At 47.9% G+C, this 26,408-nt stretch carries 19 protein-coding genes and 1 pseudogene; 6 read left to right on the plus strand and 14 right to left on the minus strand.

What is annotated here, in order from left to right; genetic code table 11:
• Positions 1-8 precede the first annotated feature (8 nt).
• Both Q7C_RS05040 and Q7C_RS05045 read right to left on the minus strand, forming a co-directional pair.
• Positions 9-1,754 (minus strand): pyrroloquinoline quinone-dependent dehydrogenase, encoded by a 1,746-nt coding sequence (locus tag Q7C_RS05040; protein WP_014703632.1) that lies wholly within the window; start codon positions 1,752-1,754, stop codon positions 9-11.
• Positions 1,755-1,771: 17 nt separating this feature from the next.
• Positions 1,772-2,371 (minus strand): cysteine hydrolase family protein, encoded by a 600-nt coding sequence (locus Q7C_RS05045; protein ID WP_014703633.1) that lies wholly within the window; start codon positions 2,369-2,371, stop codon positions 1,772-1,774.
• Positions 2,372-2,657: 286 nt separating this feature from the next.
• On the opposite strand from Q7C_RS05045, the pseudogene Q7C_RS14045 reads away from it, so the two are divergent.
• From Q7C_RS14045 to Q7C_RS13675, 4 genes and pseudogenes are all read left to right on the plus strand, one after another.
• A pseudogene (locus tag Q7C_RS14045) lies at positions 2,658-2,801 on the plus strand (TetR/AcrR family transcriptional regulator); the annotation flags it as partial.
• A gap of 58 nt (positions 2,802-2,859) precedes the next feature.
• Positions 2,860-3,261: a TetR family transcriptional regulator C-terminal domain-containing protein gene (locus Q7C_RS13770; protein WP_238532347.1), complete on the plus strand. Its 402-nt coding sequence runs from the start codon at positions 2,860-2,862 to the stop codon at positions 3,259-3,261.
• Between the two features lie 115 nt (positions 3,262-3,376).
• Positions 3,377-5,317 (plus strand): DUF7133 domain-containing protein, encoded by a 1,941-nt coding sequence (locus tag Q7C_RS05055; protein ID WP_014703634.1) that lies wholly within the window; start codon positions 3,377-3,379, stop codon positions 5,315-5,317.
• A gap of 108 nt (positions 5,318-5,425) precedes the next feature.
• Complete coding sequence (locus Q7C_RS13675) at positions 5,426-5,602, plus strand: hypothetical protein (protein WP_014703635.1); 177 nt, start codon at positions 5,426-5,428, stop codon at positions 5,600-5,602.
• Here the strand turns inward: Q7C_RS13675 and Q7C_RS05060 are convergent.
• The 11 genes from Q7C_RS05060 to Q7C_RS05110 form a co-directional block, all read right to left on the minus strand.
• Positions 5,599-7,125, minus strand: coding sequence for a diguanylate cyclase domain-containing protein (locus Q7C_RS05060; RefSeq protein WP_014703636.1), 1,527 nt, complete (start codon positions 7,123-7,125; stop codon positions 5,599-5,601). The two genes, Q7C_RS13675 and Q7C_RS05060, sit on opposite strands and share 4 nt — an antisense overlap.
• A gap of 17 nt (positions 7,126-7,142) precedes the next feature.
• The gene (locus Q7C_RS05065; protein WP_014703637.1) at positions 7,143-8,396 is read right to left on the minus strand and encodes an EAL domain-containing protein; all 1,254 of its coding nucleotides are present in this window, start codon (positions 8,394-8,396) and stop codon (positions 7,143-7,145) included.
• Between the two features lie 14 nt (positions 8,397-8,410).
• The gene (locus Q7C_RS05070) at positions 8,411-10,339 is read right to left on the minus strand and encodes a bifunctional protein-serine/threonine kinase/phosphatase (protein WP_014703638.1); all 1,929 of its coding nucleotides are present in this window, start codon (positions 10,337-10,339) and stop codon (positions 8,411-8,413) included.
• An 11-nt stretch (positions 10,340-10,350) separates the two neighbouring features.
• Positions 10,351-11,817 (minus strand): NarK family nitrate/nitrite MFS transporter, encoded by a 1,467-nt coding sequence (locus Q7C_RS05075; RefSeq protein WP_014703639.1) that lies wholly within the window; start codon positions 11,815-11,817, stop codon positions 10,351-10,353.
• A gap of 289 nt (positions 11,818-12,106) precedes the next feature.
• A complete protein-coding gene (locus Q7C_RS05080; RefSeq protein ID WP_014703640.1) occupies positions 12,107-12,727 on the minus strand; it encodes an ANTAR domain-containing response regulator in 621 nt (206 codons plus the stop codon).
• A gap of 306 nt (positions 12,728-13,033) precedes the next feature.
• Positions 13,034-14,275: a hypothetical protein gene (locus Q7C_RS05085; protein ID WP_014703641.1), complete on the minus strand. Its 1,242-nt coding sequence runs from the start codon at positions 14,273-14,275 to the stop codon at positions 13,034-13,036.
• Between the two features lie 137 nt (positions 14,276-14,412).
• Complete coding sequence (locus Q7C_RS05090; protein ID WP_014703642.1) at positions 14,413-17,073, minus strand: nitrate reductase; 2,661 nt, start codon at positions 17,071-17,073, stop codon at positions 14,413-14,415.
• Between the two features lie 10 nt (positions 17,074-17,083).
• Entirely contained in the window at positions 17,084-17,395 is a 312-nt protein-coding gene (gene nirD, locus Q7C_RS05095) for a nitrite reductase small subunit NirD (RefSeq protein WP_014703643.1), read from the minus strand.
• The gene (gene nirB, locus Q7C_RS05100; RefSeq protein WP_014703644.1) at positions 17,395-19,827 is read right to left on the minus strand and encodes a nitrite reductase large subunit NirB; all 2,433 of its coding nucleotides are present in this window, start codon (positions 19,825-19,827) and stop codon (positions 17,395-17,397) included. The genes nirD and nirB overlap by 1 nt, the downstream gene beginning before the upstream one ends.
• A gap of 219 nt (positions 19,828-20,046) precedes the next feature.
• On the minus strand, positions 20,047-20,502 hold the full coding sequence (locus Q7C_RS05105) for a YybH family protein (protein ID WP_014703646.1): 456 nt from the start codon (positions 20,500-20,502) through the stop codon (positions 20,047-20,049).
• A 27-nt stretch (positions 20,503-20,529) separates the two neighbouring features.
• Complete coding sequence (locus Q7C_RS05110) at positions 20,530-21,045, minus strand: MarR family winged helix-turn-helix transcriptional regulator (protein ID WP_014703647.1); 516 nt, start codon at positions 21,043-21,045, stop codon at positions 20,530-20,532.
• Positions 21,046-21,146: 101 nt separating this feature from the next.
• Here Q7C_RS05110 and Q7C_RS05115 point away from each other — a divergent pair, with 101 nt between their 5' ends.
• Together Q7C_RS05115 and Q7C_RS05120 are read left to right on the plus strand one after the other, a co-directional pair.
• Entirely contained in the window at positions 21,147-22,559 is a 1,413-nt protein-coding gene (locus Q7C_RS05115; protein WP_014703648.1) for a YcjX family GTP-binding protein, read from the plus strand.
• Positions 22,556-23,590: a TIGR01620 family protein gene (locus Q7C_RS05120; RefSeq protein ID WP_014703649.1), complete on the plus strand. Its 1,035-nt coding sequence runs from the start codon at positions 22,556-22,558 to the stop codon at positions 23,588-23,590. Before Q7C_RS05115 ends, Q7C_RS05120 begins: the two co-directional genes overlap by 4 nt.
• Here the strand turns inward: Q7C_RS05120 and Q7C_RS13290 are convergent.
• On the minus strand, positions 23,572-26,271 hold the full coding sequence (locus Q7C_RS13290) for a sensor domain-containing diguanylate cyclase (protein ID WP_050954389.1): 2,700 nt from the start codon (positions 26,269-26,271) through the stop codon (positions 23,572-23,574). The genes Q7C_RS05120 and Q7C_RS13290 overlap by 19 nt on opposite strands.
• Positions 26,272-26,408 lie beyond the last annotated feature (137 nt).

The following is a 26,408-nucleotide window of genomic DNA, read 5'->3' on the forward strand; positions in this document are numbered from 1 at the left end:
AATTCGCTTTAGGGTAAAGCCCAGACCTGTAATTTCTGCCCTGTCGGATAACCAAACAACTTATTGCCACCGGCAGCGACAGCAATATATTGTTTGCCGTCAATTTGATAGGTGATGGGTGGTGCATTAACGCCAGCTTGCGTCTTGCCCGCCCAGAGTTTTTCACCATTATCGGCATCGAAGGCCATTAATTCACCTTTGCCTTCCCCGGTAAATACCAGACCACCTTCGGTACTCAACACACCACCGATCAAAGGATTGTCAGATTGATGTTGCCAAACAATCTTGCCGGTATCGATATTAATCGCGGTCAGTAGCCCGTAACTTTGTTTGGCATCCACCGGTGCCATGGACGAATATTTTTGCGCCGGTTTGCCATCTGCCGCAGGGCGTTCGTGTAACTTGTATTCAACTGGCCAATGCACCGCGGCAATGTAGACACGACGCTTGTTTTCATCGAGCGCAACCGGCGACCAGTTGGCCCCACCCAATACGCCGGGATACAGCAAATTACCGTCTTGTGTTGGTAGCGTAAACATATTGTGTTGAGGAACAAATGCTTCACTTTTGTACAAAAAGCGGCCGTTACGACGATCGTGAACATAAAACCAGCCCGTTTTACCCGCCTGCCCAATAGCCGGAACAGGCTGACCATTGACCGTAATATTGAATAGTACTGGTGGGCTAGCGACATCATAGCCCCAGTTATCATGCGGTACCTGCTGGTAATGCCAGCGATAAGCGCCGGTCGAGGCATCCACTGCCAGCAACGAGCTGGTGTACAAATTATCGCCCGGTCGAGAACTGCCTTCCATTTGTGGTGAAGGGTTACCGGTGCCAAAATGCAGGATACCCGTGTGTTTATCAATAACCGGCGTACTCCACGCCGATCCGCCGCCATAACGCCAGGCATCTTGATGGTCTGCCAAAGTCGCTTTTTCTGTCGCGATATCTCTGGGCAAATTGACGCCATCTTCGGTCACCGCGGTAAACTCGCCTTGCCAGTTTTTATGGCGAATAGTGTCGAATTGCCAGACTTTTTTGCCATTATTCATATCAAAGGCAGCTAGAAAACCCATCCGCCCATATTCGCCAGCAATGCCCACCACTGCGCCTAAAGGCGCGTCTGCGTCGGGCGCATCCAGATGCAAACCATAGCCAACCCCGGTGATGCCAATAATAACCTTGCCGTCATAAATGACAGGCGCCATGTTGATACCCACACCAGACGTACCCGTAGCTTCACCAAATTGCTCACCAATACCATCTGTTTCTTCCTGAATACCCCGATTTTCGCCAACGACATCGCGATCCCAAATAACCGAGCCATCATCTGCATCCAGCGCGATCAATCGAGCATCTATGGTGCCCATAAATACCTTACCATCGGCAACGGCGACACCGCGATTTGCTGGTCCACAGCATGATTGATGATCGGCCACGAGCTGATGTTCATATCGCCAAAGTTGCTTTCCATTGGTCGCATCAAGCGCCACGACGTGGTTGTAAGGCAGTGATAAATACATCACCCCATCAACCACCACGGGGGTTGCTTGAAAGGCAGCCGAAATCCCACTATCGAAGGTCCAGGCCGGACGTAAAGCACGGACATTAACCGGATCTACCTGAATAGCCGGGCTATGCCGATGGTGGTAAATATCGCCACCATAAATCGGCCATTCGATATCTTTTGCCAAGCTAACGGTTGACCAAGTTAATAACGCCGTCATTAGCGCAAGTTTGATACGAAACATGCTAATCATCATCCTAGTTAAGCCGGCAAATCTGCTATCGAGTTAATGACAGCAGCATACAAATCACGCGTTGATGCCAAAGCGGCATGTTGAACCTGTTCGGCAGGAACAATTTGACCTGATGCGTCAGGTAAATCACGCGTCGCCGTCGCACTAGCCACCACGGTTACCTGATAACCCAAATTAAATCCACCGTGCGCGGTCGAATTGATACACATATGGGTCATAAAGCCAGCCAGTACGATTTGATCGATACCCAATGTTTTTAACCGCTCATCCAATTCCGTCTGAATAAACGCATTGGGGAAATGTTTGGTAATGACGATTTCACCCGGCTGCGGCGCAACTTCATCGGCAATTTGCCCTAGATCGGTTTCCAAATCATAGGGAGACCCCGGCCCGGCATCATGTTGAATATGAATTATCGGCACTTGCATATCTCGAGCCCGTGCCAATAATTTTTGCGCTTGTACCAATGCCGGTTCAACATCTGTCAATTGCATCACCCCCTGACGATAAGTATTTTGACAGTCAATCATGATTAACGCCGCATCAGCCAGATTCGCCGGCTTATGGCCAAGACCAACAATCTCTCTCAATGTTGTACTTTGCGTCATTTTGACTCCTTACCTATTTCTTTGTTAAGCGAACTGATCACCGTCATTTGTTAGTGCTGAACTCGCTGTTTTCGTGACCTAACAGTGAGACTCAGCTCTGTCGCGTTTAACTGGCAGTTTAGTCCAAGCTCACAAGGCAATTTCATTACGAAACTTAACATATTCATTCACAGGTAAATATAAGCGCTGATTCTGAGATGATGAATTCGGGAAAAACCCCTCGCCTTGCACTAACTAGACGATTGGTCTATTATGCTTTCATCACTAGACGACTGGTCTACTTAGAATGACTCGAACAGAAACGCGTAAACATTTGATTGACGTCGGTACGTGCGTCATTAGCGAGCAAGGCTTTAATCCAACCGGGCTTAACCTTGTTTTGCAAACGGCCGGCGTCCCCAAAGGGTCTTTCTATTATTACTTTGCCAGCAAAGAAGATTTTGGCCTTGCCATCATTGACGAAACGGCAGCGGAGTACAGCGAATTGATTGATAGTTTTTTTACTGAATACTCAGCATTCGCCAATAACGCGTATCCGCCATTATCTAGAAGCCGGCTTGCAACGGATCGAGGCGGGTCAGTGCAAACGCGGCTGTCTGATTGGCACACTCGGTCAAGAACTCTCCTCTCAAAATGAAACCTTTCGGTCTCGTTTGGATGCCGTTTTTGAAACCTGGAAACAACAGTTTAGCCGCTGTTTGCAAGCTGCAATTCATGACGGCGAATTACCGGATGATGCCGATATTGGCGCACTCGCGGAGTTTCTGCTGTCTGGCTGGCAAGGCGCTATTTTGCGCGCCAAAATGCAACAAAATGTCGCCCCGATACGGGCTTTCATCCATTTAATGTTCAAACATGTGTTAACTAATCAAACTGCCCGTATTGAATGAATCATCACGTTTTTCATCAATGGCAAATATTGTCGCCGGACTGGATATGGTTCGCGGCAAGATAATCTGCGCCCCCCTCGATTCTCTTATGTTTCTCTCTCAAACAGGAGTTGTTATGAATGCTACTCGTAAAACATTAAGCGGACTGCTCTTTTCCGCTATCGGAATGCTATCTGCAAATGTCTTGGCAGATACCACTGATGCAGAAAAAAACCTGCATAAATTGAACGTGCCAGAGGGCTTTAACGTCGAAATCTATGCAGAAGTCCCCAATGCCAGACAAATGGCATTGGGCCAATCCACCGGCACGGTCTTTGTTGGCACCCGTAATAAACAGGTCTATGCCGTTGTTGATAAAGACAAAGATCGCAAAGCTGATCAAGTGGTCACCATTCTCGATGATCTGAAAGTCGGAAATGGCGTAGCGATGTTTGAGGGCAATCTTTACGTTGCAGAGCAAAACCGAATCGCGCGTTATGCGGCGCCAGGTTTTGATTTGAGCTTACCTTTTGCTGATATGCGCGAAGTGATTTTTGAAGACTTGCCTGATAAAGGTCACCATGGCTGGCGCTATATTGCTTTTGGTCCTGATGGCAAGCTCTATGTGACTGTCGGTGCACCGTGTAATATTTGCGACGTGAATGGCTATGAAGCCACGATTATTCGTATGAATCCAGATGGTTCCGATGCCGAAATTTATGCTGAAGGGGTGCGTAACTCGGTAGGCATGGATTTTCAACCAGAAACCGGAGCGCTGTTCTTTACCGACAATAATACCGACATGATGGGTGATGATAACCCGCCAGGCGAGTTGAATGCCGCTTCACAAATTGGACAGCATTTTGGCTTTCCCTATTACGCTGGCGGTGATGCGCGTCATAAAGATTGGGCAGATAAAGCCGTTCCAACCGACGTGACGTTTCCGGTTGCCGAGTTTCAAGCACATACTGCCAATCTCGGTTTCAAGTTTTATACCGGCAAACAGTTTCCTGATACCTATCAAGGCGATGCCATTATTGCCCAGCATGGCTCCTGGAATCGCACCGAGCCCGTAGGTTATGCTCTGGTCAGAGTCACGTTTGATGACAATCATAACGTCACTGGTCAAGAAACTTTTATTGACGGCTGGCTAAATGACGGCGAGGCATGGGGACGCCCAACAGACGTGTTACAACTTCCAGATGGTTCGTTATTGGTGTCAGACGACTACAATGGTGTGATCTACCGCATCAGCTATGGCGAAAACATGGAAAAAGCGGTGGTCAAAACCAGCACCAGCCAGTCCAAGCCATTAACTGATCTGGTCATGCCAGAATCGGCCATTGCCGCGCCAAATGGTAATATCTATATCACTGAAATCGGCGAGTTTGGCAAAGCTGGTGATGGCAAAGTGACACGGCTAAACGCTGATGGCAGCACGCAAACGTTGGCTGATAACCTCAATGATCCCAAAGGCATCGATTTATTCAACCACCACCTGTATGTTGCCGATGTCGATCAATTGGTCAAAATCAGTTTGGATGGCAAAACTGAGATACTGGCTCGCGCAGCAGATTTTCCGGGTAAACCCGTCTTTTTAAATGATGTTGAAATTGATGGCAAAGGTAATATCTTCGTCTCAGATAGCGGCGATGATGATGGCAAACATGCCGGTATTTATCGTGTTACGCCAGAAGGCAAAGTCACTGAAGTGATTAGCGATAAATCTGGTATCAAGCGGCCAAATGGTTTGCTAAATAACGGCGTCAATCAGTTACTGGTTGCGGACTTTGGTACGGGTGATTTGTTCACACTCAACCTTAGCAGCGGCGCTATCAAAAAAGTGAATCAAGGCTTTGGTGGTGCGGATGGCCTGGTTAGAGACAGTAACGGTCAGCTCTATGTCAGTGACTGGGCGAATGGCAAAGTCTGGCAATTGAGTGAACCCAAAGCCACACCATTACTAATGCGAGATGATTTTGTATCGGCAGCAGATATTGCTTTATCAGCTGATGGCAAACACTTGTTGGTACCCGACATGAAAGCTGGTGAAATGACTTTTTTACCGCTTCATTAAATTATTTTTCTGTAAAAAGGCCGGTGGTAACTGTCACCGGCCTTTTTTTGTAAGCGAAAATTCATATTCGATTGATAAGCTGCATCTCATTATCACTGGAGATGCACTATGTCAGCTTTATTGATTGGTTTGATTCGAGGATTATCACTCAGTATTTTATTTTTTCTGACCTTGCTTTTAATTGTTCAGGAATGGATTCAAAAAGGCCAAGCAAAGCGCCATCGTTCCAAACGCACTCAATCGACTGCGATACAAAAACTCATTAACGCCAGGCTGACTACCTAAAGTTCAGGCGTACTGGCAAACGCCAGTGCACTCTTACCGGTTTGTTTGACTTGATACATGGCTTTATCAGCCATTTTCAACAGTTTTTCGACTTCTCCCCCATCCCTTGGGAAACAAGCAACCCCAATACTGGCGCCAATCTGGCAGCGCTGCTCTTCGATCACAAAAATATCTGATAAGGCACGGATGATCTTGTTGCCAACCAATCGAATACTGGCCTGCGAGGGGACATCATCAAGCAACACGACAAATTCATCTCCGCCAAAACGGAAAACACTGTCTGCGGCACGCAAGCTACCGGCGAGTCTGGTTGCCACGGCTTTGAGCAAGGCATCACCAATATGGTGCCCATAGTCATCATTTATGGCCTTAAAATTATCCAGATCAACAAACATAATCGCCACCGATCGCCCTTGTCGCCGCGCCTGCTGCAAGATCTGCGTCGCACGGATAGTAAACTGCGTCCGATTGGGCAAACTGGTCAAGCTATCAGTATGGGCTTGCTCCGTAAGCGCTTTTTCCAACTGTTTGCGATCTGAAATATCACGAATATCCGCACTGATTTCTGTGGAGCGGCCATCCTCACTTCGCGTTACTTGCAGCAGCATTTCGGCATCGATCAGCTCCTCATCCGCACGATGCAATTGCACTTCACAACGTTGATAGGGCAACGGTTTATGACGTTTTACTAACAGCAACAGATGGGCAACTTGTGCTTGTGATTGTGGGCTAAACAGCCGGTCAAAACTTTGTCCGAGATAATAGGACTCATCATGTTGTAATAATCGTTTGACCGAGGAACTGATAAAGGTGATGCGTCTGTTCGCCGCATTAATACCCAGGACAATGTCAGAACTTTTCTCCATCAGTTTGCCAAAATACTGCTCACGTCGAATCAACCGATAGATCGCCAAGCTGAATGACATCAGAATCAGCATCACGACAATGGTCTGTAAGCCGCGCAGTTGATAGGTTTGTTGCTTTGCCTGCACTTCAAGATGATTGGTCAAATCATTCATCATGATTAATAATGATCGATTGACGGTCAGCACATTGTCTATCACTGCCGAGATTGCTTCTGGCTCCAATGTAACCTTGGCAAGCGAACGCTGCACCGGCATCCATAGCTGAGCCGCATCATTTAAAAGTAATCTTGCGGCACTTTTTTGTAATGGCTCGATACGGCTGCGTTGACCATCAGCACCCGTTACCTCGCCGCCTTCCAAAAAGCCACGCAGCGTTTCATCAAATAAGCTGACCGCATTTGTTAAATCTTGATAAACAGCATCATCGCCCCCTTCCCCACGCGCTTGTATCCGCTCGATATGCAGTAGAGATTGGTTGATTTGTTGAGATAACATGCGTTGCCGTCCGGCAATATTAATATTTAGAGATGATGCTTCAAGCTGTGCCGTAATCGCATAGTTCATGGCCAGCAACAGAATATCCATGACCATGACCAAACCCAGCGGTAATAAAAACCGACGGTATTTATAGAGTACTTCCAGTATCGACTCGTTCATCCCTGCCCCAATTGTTGCTAATCATCCTGCCAGTCCAAATCACAACAAAATACAAATAACCGATCATCCACTACCACGGTTTGCGATACCGTAATGCACATGCGCGAATCTGCTACCGATAAATAAGGGCGGCTCACCTGTATCTGCCCCGGGTTTTCTATCGCGCGAAAATGATAGTGTTTATGTGACCAATTGGCGTTATCTCCTGATATCAAAGGCGTAAAACGTTTATCCAGCTGTTGCTGATAAAAAGGCGAATAAATGTTTCGCGCCATTTGGTAACCGGCCTCATCCAGCAGATAGCATCGTACTGCCCGACGCTCCTGAAAAAGCAGATTACAGCTGATATCAAAGGCATTACTTATGGCAAAGTGGCTGGTCGCCTGACGAAACAAGGTTTCGATTTTTTTAAAATCCTGATTATGCTGATAGCTAGCTTTAAAACGCTGAGATCGTTGTTTGGCTAATAAGTCATCGATGGCATCAATATAATCTGCGGCGGGATACAAATCCGGTCTCGGTTTAGCAAAATAAAATCCTTGCACCATATCAGCATTGGCGGCTATCGCAATCAGCGCTTCCCGTTCGGATTCAACGCCCTCTATCACTACCAAGCTACCGGCCTCATGAATCAAGGAAACGATACCTGTCAAAATCCGCTCCACTCGACTCGAGTGACTGGCACTTTGGATAAGGCTGCGATCTATTTTGACGATATCCGGCTCCAGCTCCCAAATACGATCAAAATTGGAATGCCCCGCACCAAAATCATCAATCGCAATCAGACACCCCATTTCTCTGAAGTGTGCAATTAGCCACCTGAGATAAACGCGATCGTGGATTTCACTCTCCAGAATTTCAATGACCATTCGATGTGCCGGTAATCCAGTTTGTGTAAACAAAGACTGCATAAAGCCGACATCAGGCTGTTGCTCTACCAGAGACTGTGCATTCAAGTTTAAAAATAACCAGCTTTCATCTTGCACTTGTCTGGCAAAATTGTGCATATGCAAGCGCCGGCAAAGCCTGTCCAAAGACAGATGCGCTTCGCTGGTTTGTGGCAGATTTAATAACACCGCCGGCGATAACGAATGGCCGCGGCTGTCTCGGCTTCGGATTAGCCCTTCAAAGCCAACTGGACGACGGTGAGAGACACTTAAGATCGGCTGGAAGTGGCTGACCAACTGTAAGCCCCGATATGTTGCCGCCATATTTAACGGTGTATTCTGATTCTGTGAGGTTAACGGTTTGTTTGGTGTGTTAGCTTTCATGATATCAGCCTTGCTTAGACGCCAGCGTTGGTCAACGACATTGGTTGACGCATCTGCAGCTGCGAACAGCTTAAGTTGATGGGCATCCCTTTAACTAATCCACTCGACGCTGCGGTCGATGTCATCTGGCCGACTTCTGACGCGAGAGCATGACGGTGTTCAACAAACCAGTTATCAAACATTTCAACTTGCTCCGCATCCAGCGCTACTGAGGTGGCACTTGCCACAGTCAGCCACAAGTACAACAGCAGTAAATTACTCAAAACCAGAAGCAGACTGAAAGTCCGCCAAAAGGCCAGCGGGTTACGCTCTAACAGTGGTGGCCGCTCTTCATGTAGATAACTCGGGTTCGGTTTTTTGATATCGGCTTCAAACTCAGACAATGCCTCATAACGCCGTTCTGGGTTCATTGCCACAGTGCGCCGAATCGCTTTATCCACCCAATGTGGAATATCGCCTTGATACTCACTAAGTGACTGATACTGCAATCGGTTTAGTTGCTGTGGATGGCGGATTTTGGCGTAGGCCTCACCGAAGGGCAACCGATTGCTCAAAAGCTGATAAACCAATATCCCCAAAGAAAACTGATCGGATTGTGGACTGCCTGGTTCACCCCGCAAATACTCGGGCGCCGAGTAGTGTCTAGTACCAAGCAATGCTTGTCGCTCCACCGGCGAAACAATATCAGCGATACCGGCAATTTTTGTTGAACCAAAATCGATTATCTTTAACACACCATCATCCGTCATCAAAATATTTGCTGGCTTAATATCCTGATGCAGCATGTCCAGCCGATGAAAAGCGCGTAACCCGGAAATAATCTGTGGCAATATCTGACGGACTGTCTGTAAACTCAGGCTGCCCTCATCATCCAGCCACTGCTCCAGTGTTCTGCCCTCAACATACTCGAGAACGTAATACAAAAATCGGCGCGGGCGTTGCTGCTCAATGACACGAACCACATGCGCATGATCGATGCGTCGGCCAATCCATTCTTCCAGTTGAAAGCGCTCCAGATAAGCCGGGTCATCTTCAAAGTTAACAGACGGTGTTTTCAACACTACTTTATTGCCGTTATCCGTGTCTATCGCCAAATAGAGTTGACTGGTGGAACTGGCATGCAGCGTTTTAATGACACGGTAGCCATCAAGAATCACACCTTCATATAATTCTGGTGGAAATGGCAAGGCAGTAAGGCGGGCAAACGCTTCATCAGCATCCGGCTGGGGCACTTGCGTGACTTCAACCAACTGACAGCTGAGATTATCATCGCTGCCTCGCGCTAATGCCTGTTGGCAGATATGTTCCGCCAACTCCTGTAGATCGGCTTTCTCTGACAATAAATGCTTTAATTCCGCATCGCTCAACCATTCATGCACACCATCTGTCAGCAATACGAAACAATCACCAGCCTCAATTGGTAACGATTTGTAGTCAATATCCAACGCATAATCGACGCCTAAAGCACGTCCCAGATATGCGCGCTCATCACTAATCCGAATACGGTGATCGGCCGTGAGTTGCTCCAGAGACTGGCCTCGCAACAAGTAAATTCGAGCATCGCCAACGTGGAATAGATGCGCAGTACTGGATTTCAGAATAAGCCCGGAAAACGTCGTTGCCCAACCGCGGCTGCTGTCGCGAAAATGCTGGCCCTGGCCACACAGCCAGACATTAATTGCGGTCAAAACTTTGCCACCAGACTGCTTTACCGACCAGCTATCCGGTGTGCTGAAATAGTCTTCAACAAAACCGGTTATCGCCGCGTGGCTGGCCTGCCTGGCACGTTCACTACTACTGATACCATCAGCTAATGCACAAACAATGCCTTTACTTTCCAGCATGACCGGGTTGTCTGGTACCAGACAACCCAGCGCATCCTGATTTTCTGCTTTCGCACCGGCCAGTGATTGCTGACCGTATCTGACAGCAAGTGCAACCAATTCCTTATGCCTCAATGAACATCAATCATCTGTACTGTACCATCAGGAAGTACTTCCGCCATTTGGCCACGTGGCTCATCCATGAATTGCACCACAAACAGCGTTACAATTGCGGTGGCCGCAATAACCCAGAAAAACGTTTGTGCAGAGACCACTGATAGCACGGTCAAGAACAAAACCGCACCGACATTGCCATAAGCCCCAGCCATGCCAGCGATCTGCCCAGTTAAACGACGTTGCACAAGCGGGACAACTGCGAAGACGGCGCCTTCACCCGCCTGAACAAGAAACGAACACATCATCGTTGCCAATACCGCTAATACCAGAAACCACTCCGGCGTAATCAAGCCCATGACAAAGTAGCCAAAGGCTAAACCGCTCAGACAAATAGTCAACGTCCGTTTACGGCCCAGTTTGTCACTGAAGTAGCCCCCTGTTGGTCGAGAGACCAGATTCATAAACGCAAAACCAGAGGCCAACAAACCCGCCTGAACCGGGCTGATATTAAAGGTATCACTGAAAAATAGTGGCAGCATTGAAACCACCGCCAGCTCAGATCCGAATGTAGCCAGATAAGCCAGGTTCAATACGGCAACCTGTTTAAATTTATATTGATGAATTTGCGGCACCGGCGTGTGAAAAATGGTCTTATTGACTTGCCAAATATGATAAATCTGATAGGCAAACAGTAACGCCAGCACGACATATACCGCTTGGGTAATAGGTGCCGATAACAGTGAGACACCGGCTGGCGATAATTTCCAGGCGAGCAACGCCAGCGCACCGTACAACGGCATACTCATGACAATGTACAAAAAGAAATCCAGTTTACTGGTCACTTCCATCGCACCCGATTTTTTGGGTTTGAAATAAGTTGAGCCTTTCGGCGTGTCCGAGACGCTGTTGTAATAGATAAACGCATAGACAAGCGCCATCGCACCGGTGGTCGCCAAAGCGTAGCGCCAACCATTTTCACCACCGAACAACAAGGCTAGTGTCGGTAGGGTCATCGCCGCCGCGGCAGAGCCAAAATTACCCCAACCACCGTAAATTCCCTCAGCAAGCCCAACCTGTTTTGCCGGGAACCACTCTGAAATCATGCGAATCCCGATAACGAATCCGGCACCGACAAAACCGAGTAAAAAACGGGCCAGCGCCATTTGTTCAAAACTGTCGGCAATGGCAAAAAAGAAACACAACACACTGGAAATACCCAATAACAGGGTGTACATGATTTTGGGGCCGTATTTATCGACTAGCATACCGACGACAATTCGTGCCGGTATGGTGAGCGCGACGTTCAAAATCAACAAGGTTTTTAACTGTTGATCCGTCAGCCCCAATGCCTCTCGAATCGACACCAGTAATGGCGCGTGATTAAACCAAACAACAAACGTGATGAAAAAAGCGATCCAGGTGAGGTGTAAAATACGACTGTTACCGCTAAAAGATAAAAGCTTAAGTTTAGATGCTGACATGACTCTCTCTTTCACAGATTTACCAAAATCGGTTTTGTCACTTAAGCGGGAATCATGCCAACACTTAACACCTTGATTTTATTAACATTTAAAAATATAAAACAGGCATGTAATGCACTTGTTTAAAGCAATAGTCAATCATTCGCACCAGCGTGATGCACAAAAAACAAGGCCTACGTTGCCATTGAGACAGCATTACAGCCCACAATAAGTTGCCAGATCTGGTGAACTTTGCGCTCCGTGTTAGCTTGCATTCAGCATGCCATTTTGACAATCACGACTCTTCGTTTTACAAAACGGAGGTGGCATTTTCCAAGTGGTTAGCACCGGTCAACACCTGTTGTGCCAGCATGGCTAGTCGCATATTTTTGTTCATCGCCGTAGTGCGCAGTAATCGGTATGCTTCATCCTCACTACACTGGCGCTGCTGCATCAGCAAGCCTTTTGCGCGGTCAATGATTTTGCGATCTGCCAGACGTGTCTGTAAGTCTTGCAATTCACCGAGCATTCTTTGCTGATGCTGAAAACGACTGCGCGCCATCGACAATACAGGCACAATCCGATGCGGCTGCAAGCCGTCAACCACAAATGCGCTGACCCCGGCTTGAATAGCTTGTTGTTGCAGCACCGCATCATAAGTCTGGGTAAAAATAACAACCGGTAGTGGATGTTGCTTGAGCAACGTTGAGATCAAGGTAATTAAATCAGCGCTCAGTGCTTCACAGACAATCAATAACATGACCGGCCGATCAACCACTTCTGCGGCAGCAACCTGTGACAAGCTGTTGGCTTGGTAGCTCACCGCGTAAGGTGTTTGATACAACGCATTTTCAACGATTGCCGTTAGTTTTGGCGCATCACTGATGAGTATCGTGCGCAACGGTGCGCCAGTATCAGGTAAGTTTTGCATTCCTCAGGAATCCCAGCTCAACAGAAGTGCCGCTGCCAAACCAAGCGGCGAAATTAATACTAACAACGACAGCCTAAATAATTCCCGGCACAGGAAGTATCCATCGACTATATAGCCCATTTTTGGCCCTCCTCGTAGTCACCGAGATTATTAAAGCATAAGGCATGCCATATAATTAATTTAATAATTTCAATATGTTACAAAACACCCATAGCCAATATCGCTTATCAAGACGGTGCATCAGATGGTAAATCGCACTATTTTTGTGCAAAGAAAAAGCCGGCGAATGCCGGCTTTGAAATGGGGTCAGAATTTAACCATGCCATACAACCAGATTTTTTCGGTATCAACGCGTGAGGCAAACGTCTTATCAGCACGATAATCCGCATATTTGAGACCAATGGTATAGTGACTGGCAATCGTTTTTTCGAGCAAGACATTCAGCTCATTACCGGCATCAAGACTGGCAAAATCCGTTTCAAAATCATGGTAGACCATCACTAACTTGGCGCCTAAAACTGACCCAGCCAATGTCACATAGGTATCTTTCAGCCCTTGAACCGGCGTAGTCAGGAATTGATCTGCCCAGCCTTGAAAAGCATGGTTTGTGCCCAGCGGCGTGGTAAAGCTAAACTGTCCATCACCTTGTTGTACCTCATGCGACAGTTTGACCAACCATCCTTGATATTTACCTCCCAATTCTGCCAGTCCATAGTTTTGTCTGGCCATATTGCCACCGCGAAACCCGTCCTGCGAGGCATACTCCAGTGTATAAACCAGCGACAATGACTCTGACAATGGTCTGCTGCCACTGAGACGCACCCCGAGGGTTTTTGATGAGCGTGACTCAACATCCTGATAGTCCAAAAAATAGCCATATCCCTCCAGTTTGGCCACTGACCATCCTGTGTATTGCAGGTTGATTAAATGACCGTGTAAATCAATATTGCCATTTTTTGTGATGCCGCCATCAAAATCCTCACCGTTGATAGTATTGACGTTATGAATATAACCATAATGTAGTGTTGTGTCTGGCAGACTGGTGTTTTGCAAAGTGAACGCATCAAATGTCTGATGATTTTGTCGCCACAGTACATTTCCCACGAAGCGATGAAACGGGGCGTCACGGTAAGTGATATTCTGACGACCATATTTAAAGAGCGTCTCCATGGCCTGAAAACTCACATAGCCTTGATTAAGCTCCGTTCCATCTGGATCCGCAATGACTGAGTAGCCAGTCTTTCCATTGCTGGTACTGTTAAATTGTTCACCACCAATATGACTGACATCTTCCAGTTCCAGATAGGCTGCAAAGCCTTTGAATTGGGCGGTTTGATACCCTAATGTAGTTCGGAGAGTAAAGGCATCAGCTTGTTCCAGCGTATTATCCTGATCAACCGACTCGTATCTGGCACGCGCTGAAAAATTGAATTTTCCAGTAGTCAGTGCCTCTAAAAATGTGGTTTCCGCCTGAACTGGCGCGATCAGAAAACTACTGCCTGAGAGAATCAGGGCACCGAATAAATGTCTCAATAAAGAAGATGACATGCGCTTTTCCTTTACATACAAAAAAGCCATGCTTTAACGACTATAAAGCATGGCATCATTACCATTATTTTCCAGCGACTTTGCTAAAACTTGCGTTGCCAACGACCTTGCTGGCTCTGACCAGGCGTCAGTTCTGTTTAATGCGCACCATCAAGTTTGGTGCGCGCTAAAATTTGTCGTAACTCGGGAATACAAGAACCACAATTTCCCCCGGCCTGGCAGGCAGCGGTAATCTGCTCTACCGTTTGCAAACGTTGCTCACGGATAGTGTTGCAAATACGTTGCTCTGCCACACCAAAGCAGGCGCACACCATGGCACCGGCATCTTCCTGCACACCCGGCGCTTTGCCCATCAGCAAGCTCTGACGCTGACGTGTATCAAGTGTTTCAGAGGTAAACAACTGACTCAGCCATTGCCGGTCAGGCAAATGATGATCCGGGCCAATAAAGACAACGGCCTGCAATTGATCATTGATGATTTTTGCAGCCCGGAAGCGACCGGCACGACTATCGGTAAACTCCAGCCATTCGCCCTCTTCGCCGATGACTTTTTGTGCCCAATGTCCGGGTTGGAGTAGAGATTGCTCGCCTGCTAATTCATAGCGCCAAAATTGCTGTCCCTTTACTTTTACCCAGTAACTCGTCACAGGTAACGCTATCGGCTGGCGAGATAAAATAAAACCATGCCATTTAGCTTTGAAATCACGAATCGATACAGCGGCTTGTTTGGCCTGTGGCTGACCTGATAACGGATCGGTTATCGCAGGCACCAGCGCTGCGACAACGGCATCTGCAGCATATTGTCCATTCCAGTGTATAGGCACGAACACACTGCCGGGCTGTTGTCCTTCATTGCATTGTACCCGACCAATAAACTGGCCATGTGGGCTTTCCAGTACTGCCAGAGATTTGTCCGCACATTGCCAGCGTGCCGCATCTCGGGGATGCATTTCGATGACTGGCTCTGGCGTATGCGTACCCAGTCTGGCAACCCGACCGGTGCGGGTCATGGTGTGCCACTGATCTCGGACCCTGCCGGTGTTCAGAATCAGTGGAAAGTTTTCCGGATCCAGTAACTGCGGTAACTCAGGCGTAATGGGTAACATTCGCGCTTTACCACTGTCGGTATAAAAGTGATGATCGCTAAACATCCTTGCCGTACCGACTTTATTGTCACCGGTCACCGGCCACTGGATTGGCGACAGGGCATCGTAATCAGACTTGGCTATTGCGGACAAACCACTGATATCAAAGTCCCGACTGCCAGCATTTTCAAATCCTGACAAGGCTGCATGTTCGCGAAACACCTCATAGGCACTATCAAAAGAAAACGCCGTTTCATGGCCCATTCTGCATGCCACATCAGCGATGATCTGCCAGTCGGCACGGGCACCACCCGGCGCTGACAAAAATGATTTTTGTCTTGAAATGCGTCGTTCCGAATTGGTAACCGTGCCGTCTTTTTCGCCCCAGGCGAGCGCCGGTAGCAGGACATCGGCAAACTCGGTGCAATCGGTCTGTGCTTCACAATCGCTGACCACCACAAATTCACATTGCTGCAATGCCCGTTTGACTGCACTCGCATCGGGCAAACTGACCACCGGATTAGTGGCGATGATCCAGATAGCCTTAATTTTGCCCGACGCAATATCGGCAAACATATCCACCGCTTTTGCCCCGGCAGTTTGGGTCAGCCTGTTAGTCTGCCAAAAGCGAGAAACTTTGTCATGATGGCTGGGATTCGTGATCTCCATATGGGCAGCCAACTGATTAGCCAGACCGCCCGTCTCCCTGCCGCCCATTGCATTGGGTTGACCGGTAATGGAAAACGGCCCCATTCCTGGCTGGGCAATACGGCCCGTCGCTAAATGACAATTAATAATGGCATTGCACTTGTCTGTGCCCGTCGCAGATTGATTAACCCCCTGAGAGAACACGGTGACCACTTTGTCAGTAGTCGCAAATAACCGAAAGAAATCGGCCACATCGGACTCGGCAAGCTCACAGCTCGCTGCTGTTTTTGGAACACTACCGGCCGTTTTTTTGGCCATGTTCAGCGTCGCAGCAAATCCTTCCACATGCGCTTCGATGTATTCCCAGTCGAGTGCGTCACTATCCTTGAGGTAATGCAACAACCCGTTAAACAAGAACGCATCACTACCCGGCTTTAATGACAAGTGTAGGTCGGCCATGTCGCAAGTCGCTGTTTTACGCGGATCAATAACCACGATTTTCATCTCTGGTCGGGCCTCTTTGGCCGCGCTAATCCGCTGAAACAGCACCGGATGACACCAGGCCAGATTGGAGCCGGTTAAGATCAGCAAGTCGCACTGTTCCAGATCTTCGTAATTACCGGGCACGGTATCACTGCCAAAGGCCCGTTTGTGAGCAGCTACTGCTGACGACATGCAAAGTCGGGAATTGGTATCGATATTGCCCGTACCCACAAAGCCTTTCATGAATTTGTTGGCCACATAATAATCTTCAGTCAGGATCTGGCCGCTGACATACATGGCAACCGCATCCGGTCCATGCTCTTCAATAATACGGGAAAACTCGATGGCTACTTTGTCCAGCGCGGTATCCCAATCGACAGTTTGTCCGGCCACCTTCGGTGCCAAAAGTCGATTATCCAGCGCCAGTGTTTCGCCCAGCGCCGAGCCTTTAGAACAGAGTCGACCAAAATTGGCAGGATGCGTTGTATCACCACTGATAAGGACACTGCCATCCGTTTGCGGTGCCGCAACAACGCCGCAACCGACGCCACAATAGGGACAAGTCGTTTGGGTTGAGACCACGTTCGGCTCCTTACAAGGCGACGAAGACGACGCCGTTTTCGATTTTGGTATCAAAATGATGTGTGCAGCCTTCATCGGGTCCGGTGGCTTCACCATTTTCAAGATCAATAACCCAGTTATGCAGTGGACAAGCTACCCGCTTACCGAAAACAATACCTTGCGACAACGGCCCTTTTTTATGGGGACAAGTGTCAAAAAGTGCAAAAACTTCGTCGTTACTGGTGCGAAATACCGCAACATCTCCGGAATTGGCACGGATAACGCGTGAACCCTTCTGTGGAATATCGGCCAATAGACCGACTTCAAGCCATTGTGTGTCCATTAACTTACCTGTTTGATTGGAATATATTTCTGAGGCTGTTTAGCCGCTTCTTCTGCCCAGGGATCGTTCTGTGCATTTTTCTGTGAGTCGTAAAAACGCTGAGCAAGTTGTTTGCGGTTAGCTTCATCATCAACCACTTGTGCCTGAACGCTTTTCAGACCCACGCGTTCAATCCAAGGTGCGGTACGCTCCAGATAATGTCCATCCTCGCGATACAGCTGCATGAACGCTGCACAATATTCCATGGCCTCTTCTTCTGTTTTCACCTTGCAGAGAAAGTCTGTCGCCCGAACTTTGATGCCACCGTTGCCACCAACATGCAGCTCGTAGCCAGAGTCCACACAGACAATGCCAAAGTCTTTAATAGTTGCTTCGGCACAATTCCGTGGACACCCAGATACCGCAATTTTAAATTTGTGTGGTGTCCAACTGCCCCAGGTCATTTTTTCAACCTTGATGCCGAGTCCGGTCGAATCCTGTGTACCAAAACGGCACCATTCACTGCCCACACAGGTCTTAACGGTACGCAGCGATTTGCCATAAGCATGGCCGGAAACAAAACCAGCCTGGCTCAGGTCGGACCACATTTTGGGCAAGTCATCTTTCTTAACACCCAATAAATCAATCCTCTGACCACCGGTAATCTTGACGGTCGGCACCTGGTATTTTTCAGAAATATCGGCAATCGCACGTAATTCGCCCGGATTGGTCACGCCGCCCCAAATACGTGGCACAACGGAATAGGTGCCATCTTTTTGAATATTGGCGTGCACTCGTTCATTAATAAACCGAGATTGCTGATCATCAACGTATTCATTTGGCCAACTACTGAGCAGGTAGTAATTGAGCGCAGGCCGACAGGAGTGACAACCATCTGGCTGTTGCCATTCCAAAGCCGTCATCACATCTGGAATTGTCTTGAGATTTTGCGCTTTGATTGCTGCCTTGACTTCATTGTGACTCAGGTGAGTACAGCCACACATCGCCTTTTTACTCGGTGTTTCATTAAAATCACTGCCCAGCGTCGATGCCAGTAACTGCTCTACCAGACCAGTACATGAGCCACATGAGGCAGCCGCTTTGGTTTGGGCCTTCACTTCATCAAGCGTAAACAGATTGTTTTTGGTAATGGCCTGAACAATATCGCCTTTGCATACCCCATTACAGCCGCAAATTTCGGCATTATCGGGTAAGCCATCTACCGAGTTACTGGCGCCATGACCAGAATCACCCATGTGATGTTGACCAAACAACATGGTTTCGCGCAACTCGGAAACATCGGTGCCATCCCGCATCAATTGAAAATACCAGGCACCATCCACGGTATCGCCATACAGTACGGAACCAATCAACTGATCTTTTTTAATCACCAGTTTTTTATAAACGTTTCTTGCCGCATCTTTAAAAATCAAATCTTCGCTGTCTTCATCACCTTGGAAGTCACCGGCAGAAAACAAGTCAATGCCCGTCACTTTTAACTTGGTTGAGGTGACCATGCTCATGTAACGGGCGATACCCATTTGAGCCAGATGGTTAGCACAGACCTTGGCTTGCTCAAACAAGGGGGCAACCAGACCAAAAGTATCCCCACGATGCTGCACGCACTCACCAACGGCATAGATGCGCGGGTCAAATGTTTGCATGGTGTCATCAACCACAATGCCCCGCTCGCAATGAATACCCGCAGACTGTGCCAGGCTGATACTGGGACGAATGCCGACGGCCATGACCACCAGATCGGTATCAATATGACTGCCATCTTTAAAAACCAGCCTTTCGACACGATCAGTCCCTTCAATGGCAGCAGATGCATGGCCCATCAGAAAGTTCAGGCCTTTATCAGTCAGTTGCGCCTGCATCATGTCAGATGCGGTCTGATCCAATTGCTGGTTCATCAACGTGTTGCTGATATGCACCACGGAGACATCCATCCCTTGAATCATCAGACCGTTTGCCGCCTCAAGTCCAAGTAATCCACCACCGATCACAACCGCTTTTTTATGGGTTTTGGCCGTTTCGATCATGGTATCGACGTCGGCGATATCACGGAAACTAATCACGCCGGGGAGATCTGCGCCCGGCAGGGGTAACATAAATGGACGAGAGCCCGTAGCTAATAACAATCGATCATATTCCACAATCAAACCGTCATCGGTGATGACGCGTCGCTTCATTCGATCAATTTTGGTCACCCGCTGCCCGCTATACAGGGTGACGTTATTATCTTCATACCATTGCAAATCATTAATCATGATCTCATCAATGGTTTTTTCACCAGCCAAAACCGGCGACAACATGATTCGGTTGTAATTACCATAAGGCTCATCACCGAATACCGTAATTTGATACCTATCCGGGGCCAGCTTGAGTAGTTCTTCAAGCGTGCGCATCCCGGCCATGCCATTGCCTATCAGCACCAGTTTTTCTTTCATGAATGACTCCGACAGATTGCTTTTTATCGTAATGAACGATGTATTGCAGGCTTCATGCCAATAACTAAGTGACTGATTTTAAATAACTATTAATTTAAACAGGTAAGTAATATGTTTGTTTATGGTGCAATATGGTGCGTCATGCACAAAATTGGTGAAATAAAAAAGCCGTCATCAACATTGATGACGGCTTCGCGGTAAGCTGACAGAAAAGGTGGCTTACGGTGCCATGTTCCAGATATGGGATCCGACCTGCCATTCTCCATCGGCGTTTTGTTGCAATACGGTCATCAAGACACCACGATAAGTCATCGTCTCGCCCGCTTCGTTATTAACATCCGCTGACCAATTAGCCAACTGACTCACTTGCCCACCAGAGACATAGGTTGCCACCGTTTCAATTTGGTGATTGTGCAATCCATTATCAAAAAAGCTCTGGAACAATGTCGCAATTTCTTGCTGACCATTTCGCACGCTGCCATCACCTGCGGACAACGTGGCTTCTTCGGCGTATAACTCAGACAACGCCTCACTGTCAGCAGCATTAAACGCGGCATTCCAGTCTTCATTTGCGGTTTGTGCAACCTGTTGTGCATCAATAGTCGTTTTATCGCTACATGCGGATAGAAACGCGACCAGACCAACGGTTGCCATCAGGGAAAATAATGATCTCATTTAAGACTCCTTAAATTAGTGAATGAATTAGGATGGATCAGAAAAAAAAGCATCCCGCTGTTGATTCAGCAGGCGCATTGCTTCCTGCAAGGATTGCAACTGAACCGGGCTCAAGCAGCCCATAATGTCACTGACATGCTGATAATAACCAGGCATCAAACTATCGAGTCGTGCCTGTCCCGCTTCTGTCAGCCGAATCATAACCTGGCGACGATCGGTCGTTGCCGGCTCTCTGGTAATCAGGTTTTCGCGGAGCAGGCCATCCAGCAATCCGGTCATGGTTGCTCTAGAAACCCCTGCTTTTTCAGCGAGTTTTGATTGTGTTGCACGAAAATCTGACTCACGCATCAGCAAAATCAAGACCCACCAGCGCCCCTGAAGCAAGTCATACTTTGCTAAATACTGATTTAACGCCTGTGTCAGCGCTGTACCAGTATGAAGCAACGTCAGAAACGCCAGTACCGACTCAATATTCGCTTCTGGGTATCGCTCGGCAAAACGGCCAAGGATATGAGCATCAGGAAGATCTGCTAATTCCAGCATAATGAATACATTATAATTAGCTAGCTAACTATTTCAATGCGACTGCCGACTTTTTTAATATCGTCTGGTATGCTCGGCTTTATTTAATGCATCCGTGACGCATGACAAAAACAGCAGATTCAGTCCGCAATCAGTTCAAATCGCAGTGGCAAAAATGGCAGCATCGGGGCGAAAACCTGCTGGGCCGATCCTTTGATCGCCACTTGAAGATCGGTGTCACCGGTTTTAGTGGCAGTGGCAAATCTACCTTTTTGACCAGTTTAATCCACCAGCTGAAGTATTCGCATCATCCCGGTCTGGGTGGATTCTTGCCGGCGCGGGACAAACAGCTATTGAGCGTTGACAGCACAGCCATTCCGGGCTTTGCGTTGTTTGATTATGCCGGCGGGATTGCCGCTTTGTCGGATACGCCACCCCGTTGGCCAAATCCCACTTCTGAAGTCAGTGCAACACGTCTGCACATCACCTTTAAAAAGGGTTCTGTGTGGTCTGGTTTATTGGGCGATGCGCGGCAACTGACACTCGACTTGCGCGATTATCCAGGTGAATGGTTGATGGATATGCCAATGCTTAAACTCAGTTATCGTGACTGGTGTCTGGATCAGCAACAGTTGTTATCCCGGGCACCACGGGCGGATCTGGATCCAACGCTCTTGGCTGACTTACACAAACTGGACCCAATGCAGACAGCAGATACCGATTTCCTCACCAGTTTATTTCAGCGCTGGCAAACCTATTTACGTCAAGCCAAGCAGGCTGGTCTGACTTTGTTGCAACCGGGACGGGCCTTGCTCGACACTGACGACAACCTACCCATGGTATTGCCTTTATTATCGTTGCATGACTATTCCCCAGAGCAGCTAGAGAAGGCGAATGAAACCACGCTTTATCAACAACTCAGGCAACAATATCATCAGTATCTGGATAATCTTGTTAAACCATTTTATCGACAGTTCTTCACCGGTATTGATCGGCAGGTCATGCTCATTGATGTGGTCAAAGCCTTAAGTCATGGCGAAGAGTGCTTTAATGACATGATGATGGCCTACAGTCGCATTATTGACTGCTATCAAATGGGCAACCAGATCTGGCTAAAGCAATTGTTCACCCCCACCGTGAATAAAATCCTGTTTTTGGCATCCAAGCCAGATCGGCTGCTCATGCATCAGCATGAAGCACTGCGTCAGTTAGTCGATGCCATGATTAAACGCATTTGCCCGCAGTCGGTTCGGCATCGGATCCGTATCGAAACGGAAATCGCCGCGGCAGTCAGAAGCAGTATTGACCATCAAGATTACCTGACCGCCACCTTGCAGGATGGTCGATTTGGTGAGCTACGTCATCCACCGATCCCGGATGAACTACCCCAACTCAGCCATTGGCAGCAACTGGCAGGCTGGACGCCGCCGGTGTTACGCCCGCCTGTTAATCCACAACTGGCACAGGGCGGACGTCTTGCGCATATTAGAATGGACAAGGTACTGCGGGATCTGATTGGAGATAAATTTTCATGACCGAAAAAGACCCTTATTTTGAGGCACGCCAGACATCACAAAGCCGAACATCAGCGACCGCACCTGCCGATTTTTTCAAACCTCGTGCTGAACAACAAATCGGTTTGCCAGAGTCGGTCGATATGGATGAGGATCTATTCGAACTGCCTGAGCCAGTTGCCGGCGAGACTTCGTATTTCAAGGCCTGGACACTCAGTCTCGCCAGCGTTTTTTTGGTATGGATTGGTTACGATCTGTATCAATTTATGCAGCAGCTAATCCAGCAGAATCCTATATTAGCCGTCGGTTTTGGCCTGTTACTGCTTCTTCTGCTCACACTGAGCTTGCATCAAATCTGGATCAGCTGGCGCAACCGCCGGCAACGGAAACGTATCGACAAATTGCGCCATCAAGCTGAAACCATGCGTGACGATTTCAGCCAGCGTCAGGCCAAACCGTGGTTAGCTGAATTATCTACATTGTATGCGGGCACCCAGCATGCTGCTTCCATACAGAGAATCCAGACAACATTGCCGGATTATCTTCACGATAGCGAAGTGATAGACACGGTTGACCAGCAATTTTTTCAACAGCTCGACAAACAGGCAATGCGATTGATTCAGCAAGAAAGTGTCAACAGTGCAGTATTAGTCGCCGTCAGCCAACTGGCGATTATTGATACCTTACTGGTTGTCTGGAAAACGCTGAAGATGGTGAATCGCATTAATCTCATCTATGGTGCCAAGCTAGGCAAACTGGCTCGCTGGCGAATGAATCTGCAAATTTGCAAAGTCGCCCTTGTTTCCTACGGTACTCAGGCTGGCTTGACCTTAATGGCGGAAAAAACCAGTCTTGGGTTGAGTGGCAAACTGGTTGGCAGTGTTGCCCAAGGAATCGGCGTCGGCTTATATCAGGCGCGTATTGGGATGAGCGCGATGCAGCAGATAAGGCCGATACCTTTTGCAGAAAACGCATTGCCCAAAAACCGCTTCCTGGCCAATATCGCGCAAAGTTGTCTCTCTAGGTTACGGCGTCAAGCGCCTGAGGCTTGATACAGGCTCGCACCATTTCTGCCAGCGGCTTTAACATCATACAACGCCATATCCGCTTGTTTTAAATAATGCGTCATTGCATCGTCGACCGTTGGAATTCCAGCGGTGACACCAATACTTAAGGTTACTTGAACAGCCGTGCCGTCTTCTAATTCTATGGGCTCCGATACCGATGCGACCAGGTTTTGTGCAACATGTAAGGCAGCATCTGGTGAAGACACCTCATGCAAGACAACCACAAACTCATCGCCTCCCAATCGGGCTAACGTGTCGCTTGCCCGCAAAGTGTTGGACATCTTCTCCGCGACCACCTGAATGATCAAATCGCCGGCATCATGGCCATAGTTATCATTAATTGACTTAAAGTAATCAATATCCACAAACATCAAGGCCAGCACTTGTTTATTGCGCCTTGCCTGTTGAATCGCCATACCAAAATGCTCTTCGTACAAGCGTCGGTTTGGCAGCCCGGTTAGTGCATCATAAAACGCCATTTTGCGAATATGTGCTTCTTCTTGTTTTCGGGTGGTGATATCTTCAACTTGGGAAACAAAATGTAACACCCCACCTTGCTCATCATGGACAACAGACACACTGAGCAAAACGTCAATAATTTCGCCCCCCCGACAGAAATAACGCTTTTCAATGTGATAGTGATCTAACTCTTTATCAAGCAATTTCCTGACAAAATGCTGATCTAAGTCGAGATCCTCAGGATGAGTAATATCCATAAAGGTCAACGCCATCAATTCTGCTTCGGTATAACCAAGCATATCGCACAATGCGGGGTTCACCTCCAGCCAGCGGCCTTCAATACTAACCAGTGCCATACCAATCGCTGCCGTATCAAAGGCATTTCGAAACCGCTCCTCACTTTGACGCAAAGCCAATTCGGTGTCCTTACGCCAGCTGATATCACTGTTTGTCCCAACGGCACGTAATGGCTCGCCATGTTCATCACGTTCAATCACAATCCCTTTGGCTAAAATCCACTTCCAGCTACCATCACGGCATTTAATACGATGTTCATTCCGATACGCCGGCTGACTGCCATCAAACAAAGCGGTCAGATCTTTTTGCACTTGAGGCAAGTCATCCGGATGAATGCGGTCTGCCCATTCACTGAAATGCGGGGTAAAATCGTCCGGTGAATAGCCCAGCATCGTCACCAGTCTTTCTGAATAAATGACACTGTCATCCGTTAACGTCCAATCCCAAACCCCTTCCCCACTCCCTTCAAGTGCAAACTTCCATCGCGCTTCAGTCTGCTCCAGACGAGATTGGTAAAACCATCTATCTGTAATATCAAAACTGACCCCAACCATACCGGTTGGTTGGCCTGAGTGATTAAATCTCATAACAGCATTCAGCTGAATCATGCGTGAGTTGTAGGCATCCAGCTGGAACAGCAATTCAATATTCAAATCAACGCGGTTGTTAATGACATAGTCGATCTCCTGCTCCAGCCGCGCTCTATCCTGCTCATCAAAAAGGGCGCACCAATCTTGAAATAAGATCTGATGACTTCGGGTACGTTGTAATCCCATCAGCTTTGCCAGATTGCCATCCAGCCACATCCTATCTGTCTCAAAATCCCAGTCCCAAATGCCCATTTTGGCGGTTTCGGTTGCCAGCGATAACCGCTGGTTTTGCTCACGAAGTTGCGCGGTCATATTATTTGCCAGCTTTTCTGCCCGCAACTTACCATTAATCAACAGCCAACTGATGGCCATCAATGCCACAGTAAACAGTAACTCCAATACCAACCGAATAATTGGCCAGTTGGTCAGATACTGTGCTCTAAAGGCCATATCGGGTTGGGCAGAAAATTGCCATTGCCGACCGGCAAGCACACTGGTCTCAGTCAATTGCCAATGATCATCAAAGTCGCCCGTATCAAATAACACATCCCCATTGAGCGGGCTGATATCATTGATTTGTAATCGCGTTAATGAAGGAAAATGCGCAAGTGTGGCCCGAATAATATCTTCGATGCGAAATACCACATAAACCCAACCGGTATGTTCTCGTTTAGATGCACTGACGGAATCATTGAGTAGACCCACATTTTTAAATGTCGGTAGATACATCAACAAACCGGTGACAGACTCACCGGGCAAATCCTGAACCAGTTTAACCCCACCCGACATTGCCGTCGTTAAGGTATCGCGTGCTCGCCACATCGCCTCACTTCTCACCGAATTTGAGGCCATGTCATAGCCGAAGGCACGCAAATTTCTCTCTTTAAAAGGTTCGAGATAAATAATACTGGAGTATATTTCTCGCTCACCTTCAGGGTAGATTTTGTAATCTGGAAACCCTTGTTTGCGGATCATCGCCTCATGTTCGACGCGCGCTTCTGGTAGAACCAACTGGCTATATCCCAACCCTAACAATCCGGGGTAAATGGTCTCCAATTGCAGTTTGTCAGCAAACACTTTGAACTCATTACGTGACACATAGTAACTTGCTTGAAAAAGCCCTTGAGTCGCCCTCAGCATCTGATCATAGGAGTTGACTTTGTCTGAGATAACCAAGGTAACTTGCTGAAAGATAGTATCAAAACGACTTTTGAGCGCGGTTTCAGCTTGAGATTGATTCTGATGGAATTGATTGATGCTGAAAAAGACACCCATGACGAGAATCACTAACGGGATGAATTTGAACGCGCGTTCTCTCATGACAGACGATAACTCGGTTTATTTTTCACATCGGGCCTTAAAAACAGTTTCGTCATAGTCGTCAGATGACGCTGAAGACTTACACTCGGTGTAAGCATTGTTATGGCAGAAGTGGCGATGGGTCAAGCTTGGTCTCG

The organism is Methylophaga frappieri, assembly GCF_000260965.1.
In the GTDB taxonomy this organism is placed as follows: Bacteria; Pseudomonadota; Gammaproteobacteria; order Nitrosococcales; family Methylophagaceae; genus Methylophaga; species Methylophaga frappieri.

What these genes read in the sequence shown, in the direction of transcription:
- Q7C_RS05040 (WP_014703632.1), bottom strand. Translation starts at nt 1,754, where the DNA reads ATGTTTCGTATCAAACTTGCGCTAATGACGGCGTTATTAACTTGGTCA.
- Q7C_RS05045 (WP_014703633.1), bottom strand. Translation starts at nt 2,371, where the DNA reads ATGACGCAAAGTACAACATTGAGAGAGATTGTTGGTCTTGGCCATAAG.
- Q7C_RS05055 (WP_014703634.1), top strand. Translation starts at nt 3,377, where the DNA reads ATGAATGCTACTCGTAAAACATTAAGCGGACTGCTCTTTTCCGCTATC.
- Q7C_RS13675 (WP_014703635.1), top strand. Translation starts at nt 5,426, where the DNA reads ATGTCAGCTTTATTGATTGGTTTGATTCGAGGATTATCACTCAGTATT.
- Q7C_RS05060 (WP_014703636.1), bottom strand. Translation starts at nt 7,125, where the DNA reads ATGAACGAGTCGATACTGGAAGTACTCTATAAATACCGTCGGTTTTTA.
- Q7C_RS05065 (WP_014703637.1), bottom strand. Translation starts at nt 8,396, where the DNA reads ATGAAAGCTAACACACCAAACAAACCGTTAACCTCACAGAATCAGAAT.
- Q7C_RS05075 (WP_014703639.1), bottom strand. Translation starts at nt 11,817, where the DNA reads ATGTCAGCATCTAAACTTAAGCTTTTATCTTTTAGCGGTAACAGTCGT.
- Q7C_RS05080 (WP_014703640.1), bottom strand. Translation starts at nt 12,727, where the DNA reads ATGCAAAACTTACCTGATACTGGCGCACCGTTGCGCACGATACTCATC.
- Q7C_RS05085 (WP_014703641.1), bottom strand. Translation starts at nt 14,275, where the DNA reads ATGTCATCTTCTTTATTGAGACATTTATTCGGTGCCCTGATTCTCTCA.
- nirD (WP_014703643.1), bottom strand. Translation starts at nt 17,395, where the DNA reads ATGGACACACAATGGCTTGAAGTCGGTCTATTGGCCGATATTCCACAG.
- nirB (WP_014703644.1), bottom strand. Translation starts at nt 19,827, where the DNA reads ATGAAAGAAAAACTGGTGCTGATAGGCAATGGCATGGCCGGGATGCGC.
- Q7C_RS05105 (WP_014703646.1), bottom strand. Translation starts at nt 20,502, where the DNA reads ATGAGATCATTATTTTCCCTGATGGCAACCGTTGGTCTGGTCGCGTTT.
- Q7C_RS05110 (WP_014703647.1), bottom strand. Translation starts at nt 21,045, where the DNA reads ATGCTGGAATTAGCAGATCTTCCTGATGCTCATATCCTTGGCCGTTTT.
- Q7C_RS05115 (WP_014703648.1), top strand. Translation starts at nt 21,147, where the DNA reads ATGACAAAAACAGCAGATTCAGTCCGCAATCAGTTCAAATCGCAGTGG.
- Q7C_RS05120 (WP_014703649.1), top strand. Translation starts at nt 22,556, where the DNA reads ATGACCGAAAAAGACCCTTATTTTGAGGCACGCCAGACATCACAAAGC.
- Q7C_RS13290 (WP_050954389.1), bottom strand. Translation starts at nt 26,271, where the DNA reads ATGAGAGAACGCGCGTTCAAATTCATCCCGTTAGTGATTCTCGTCATG.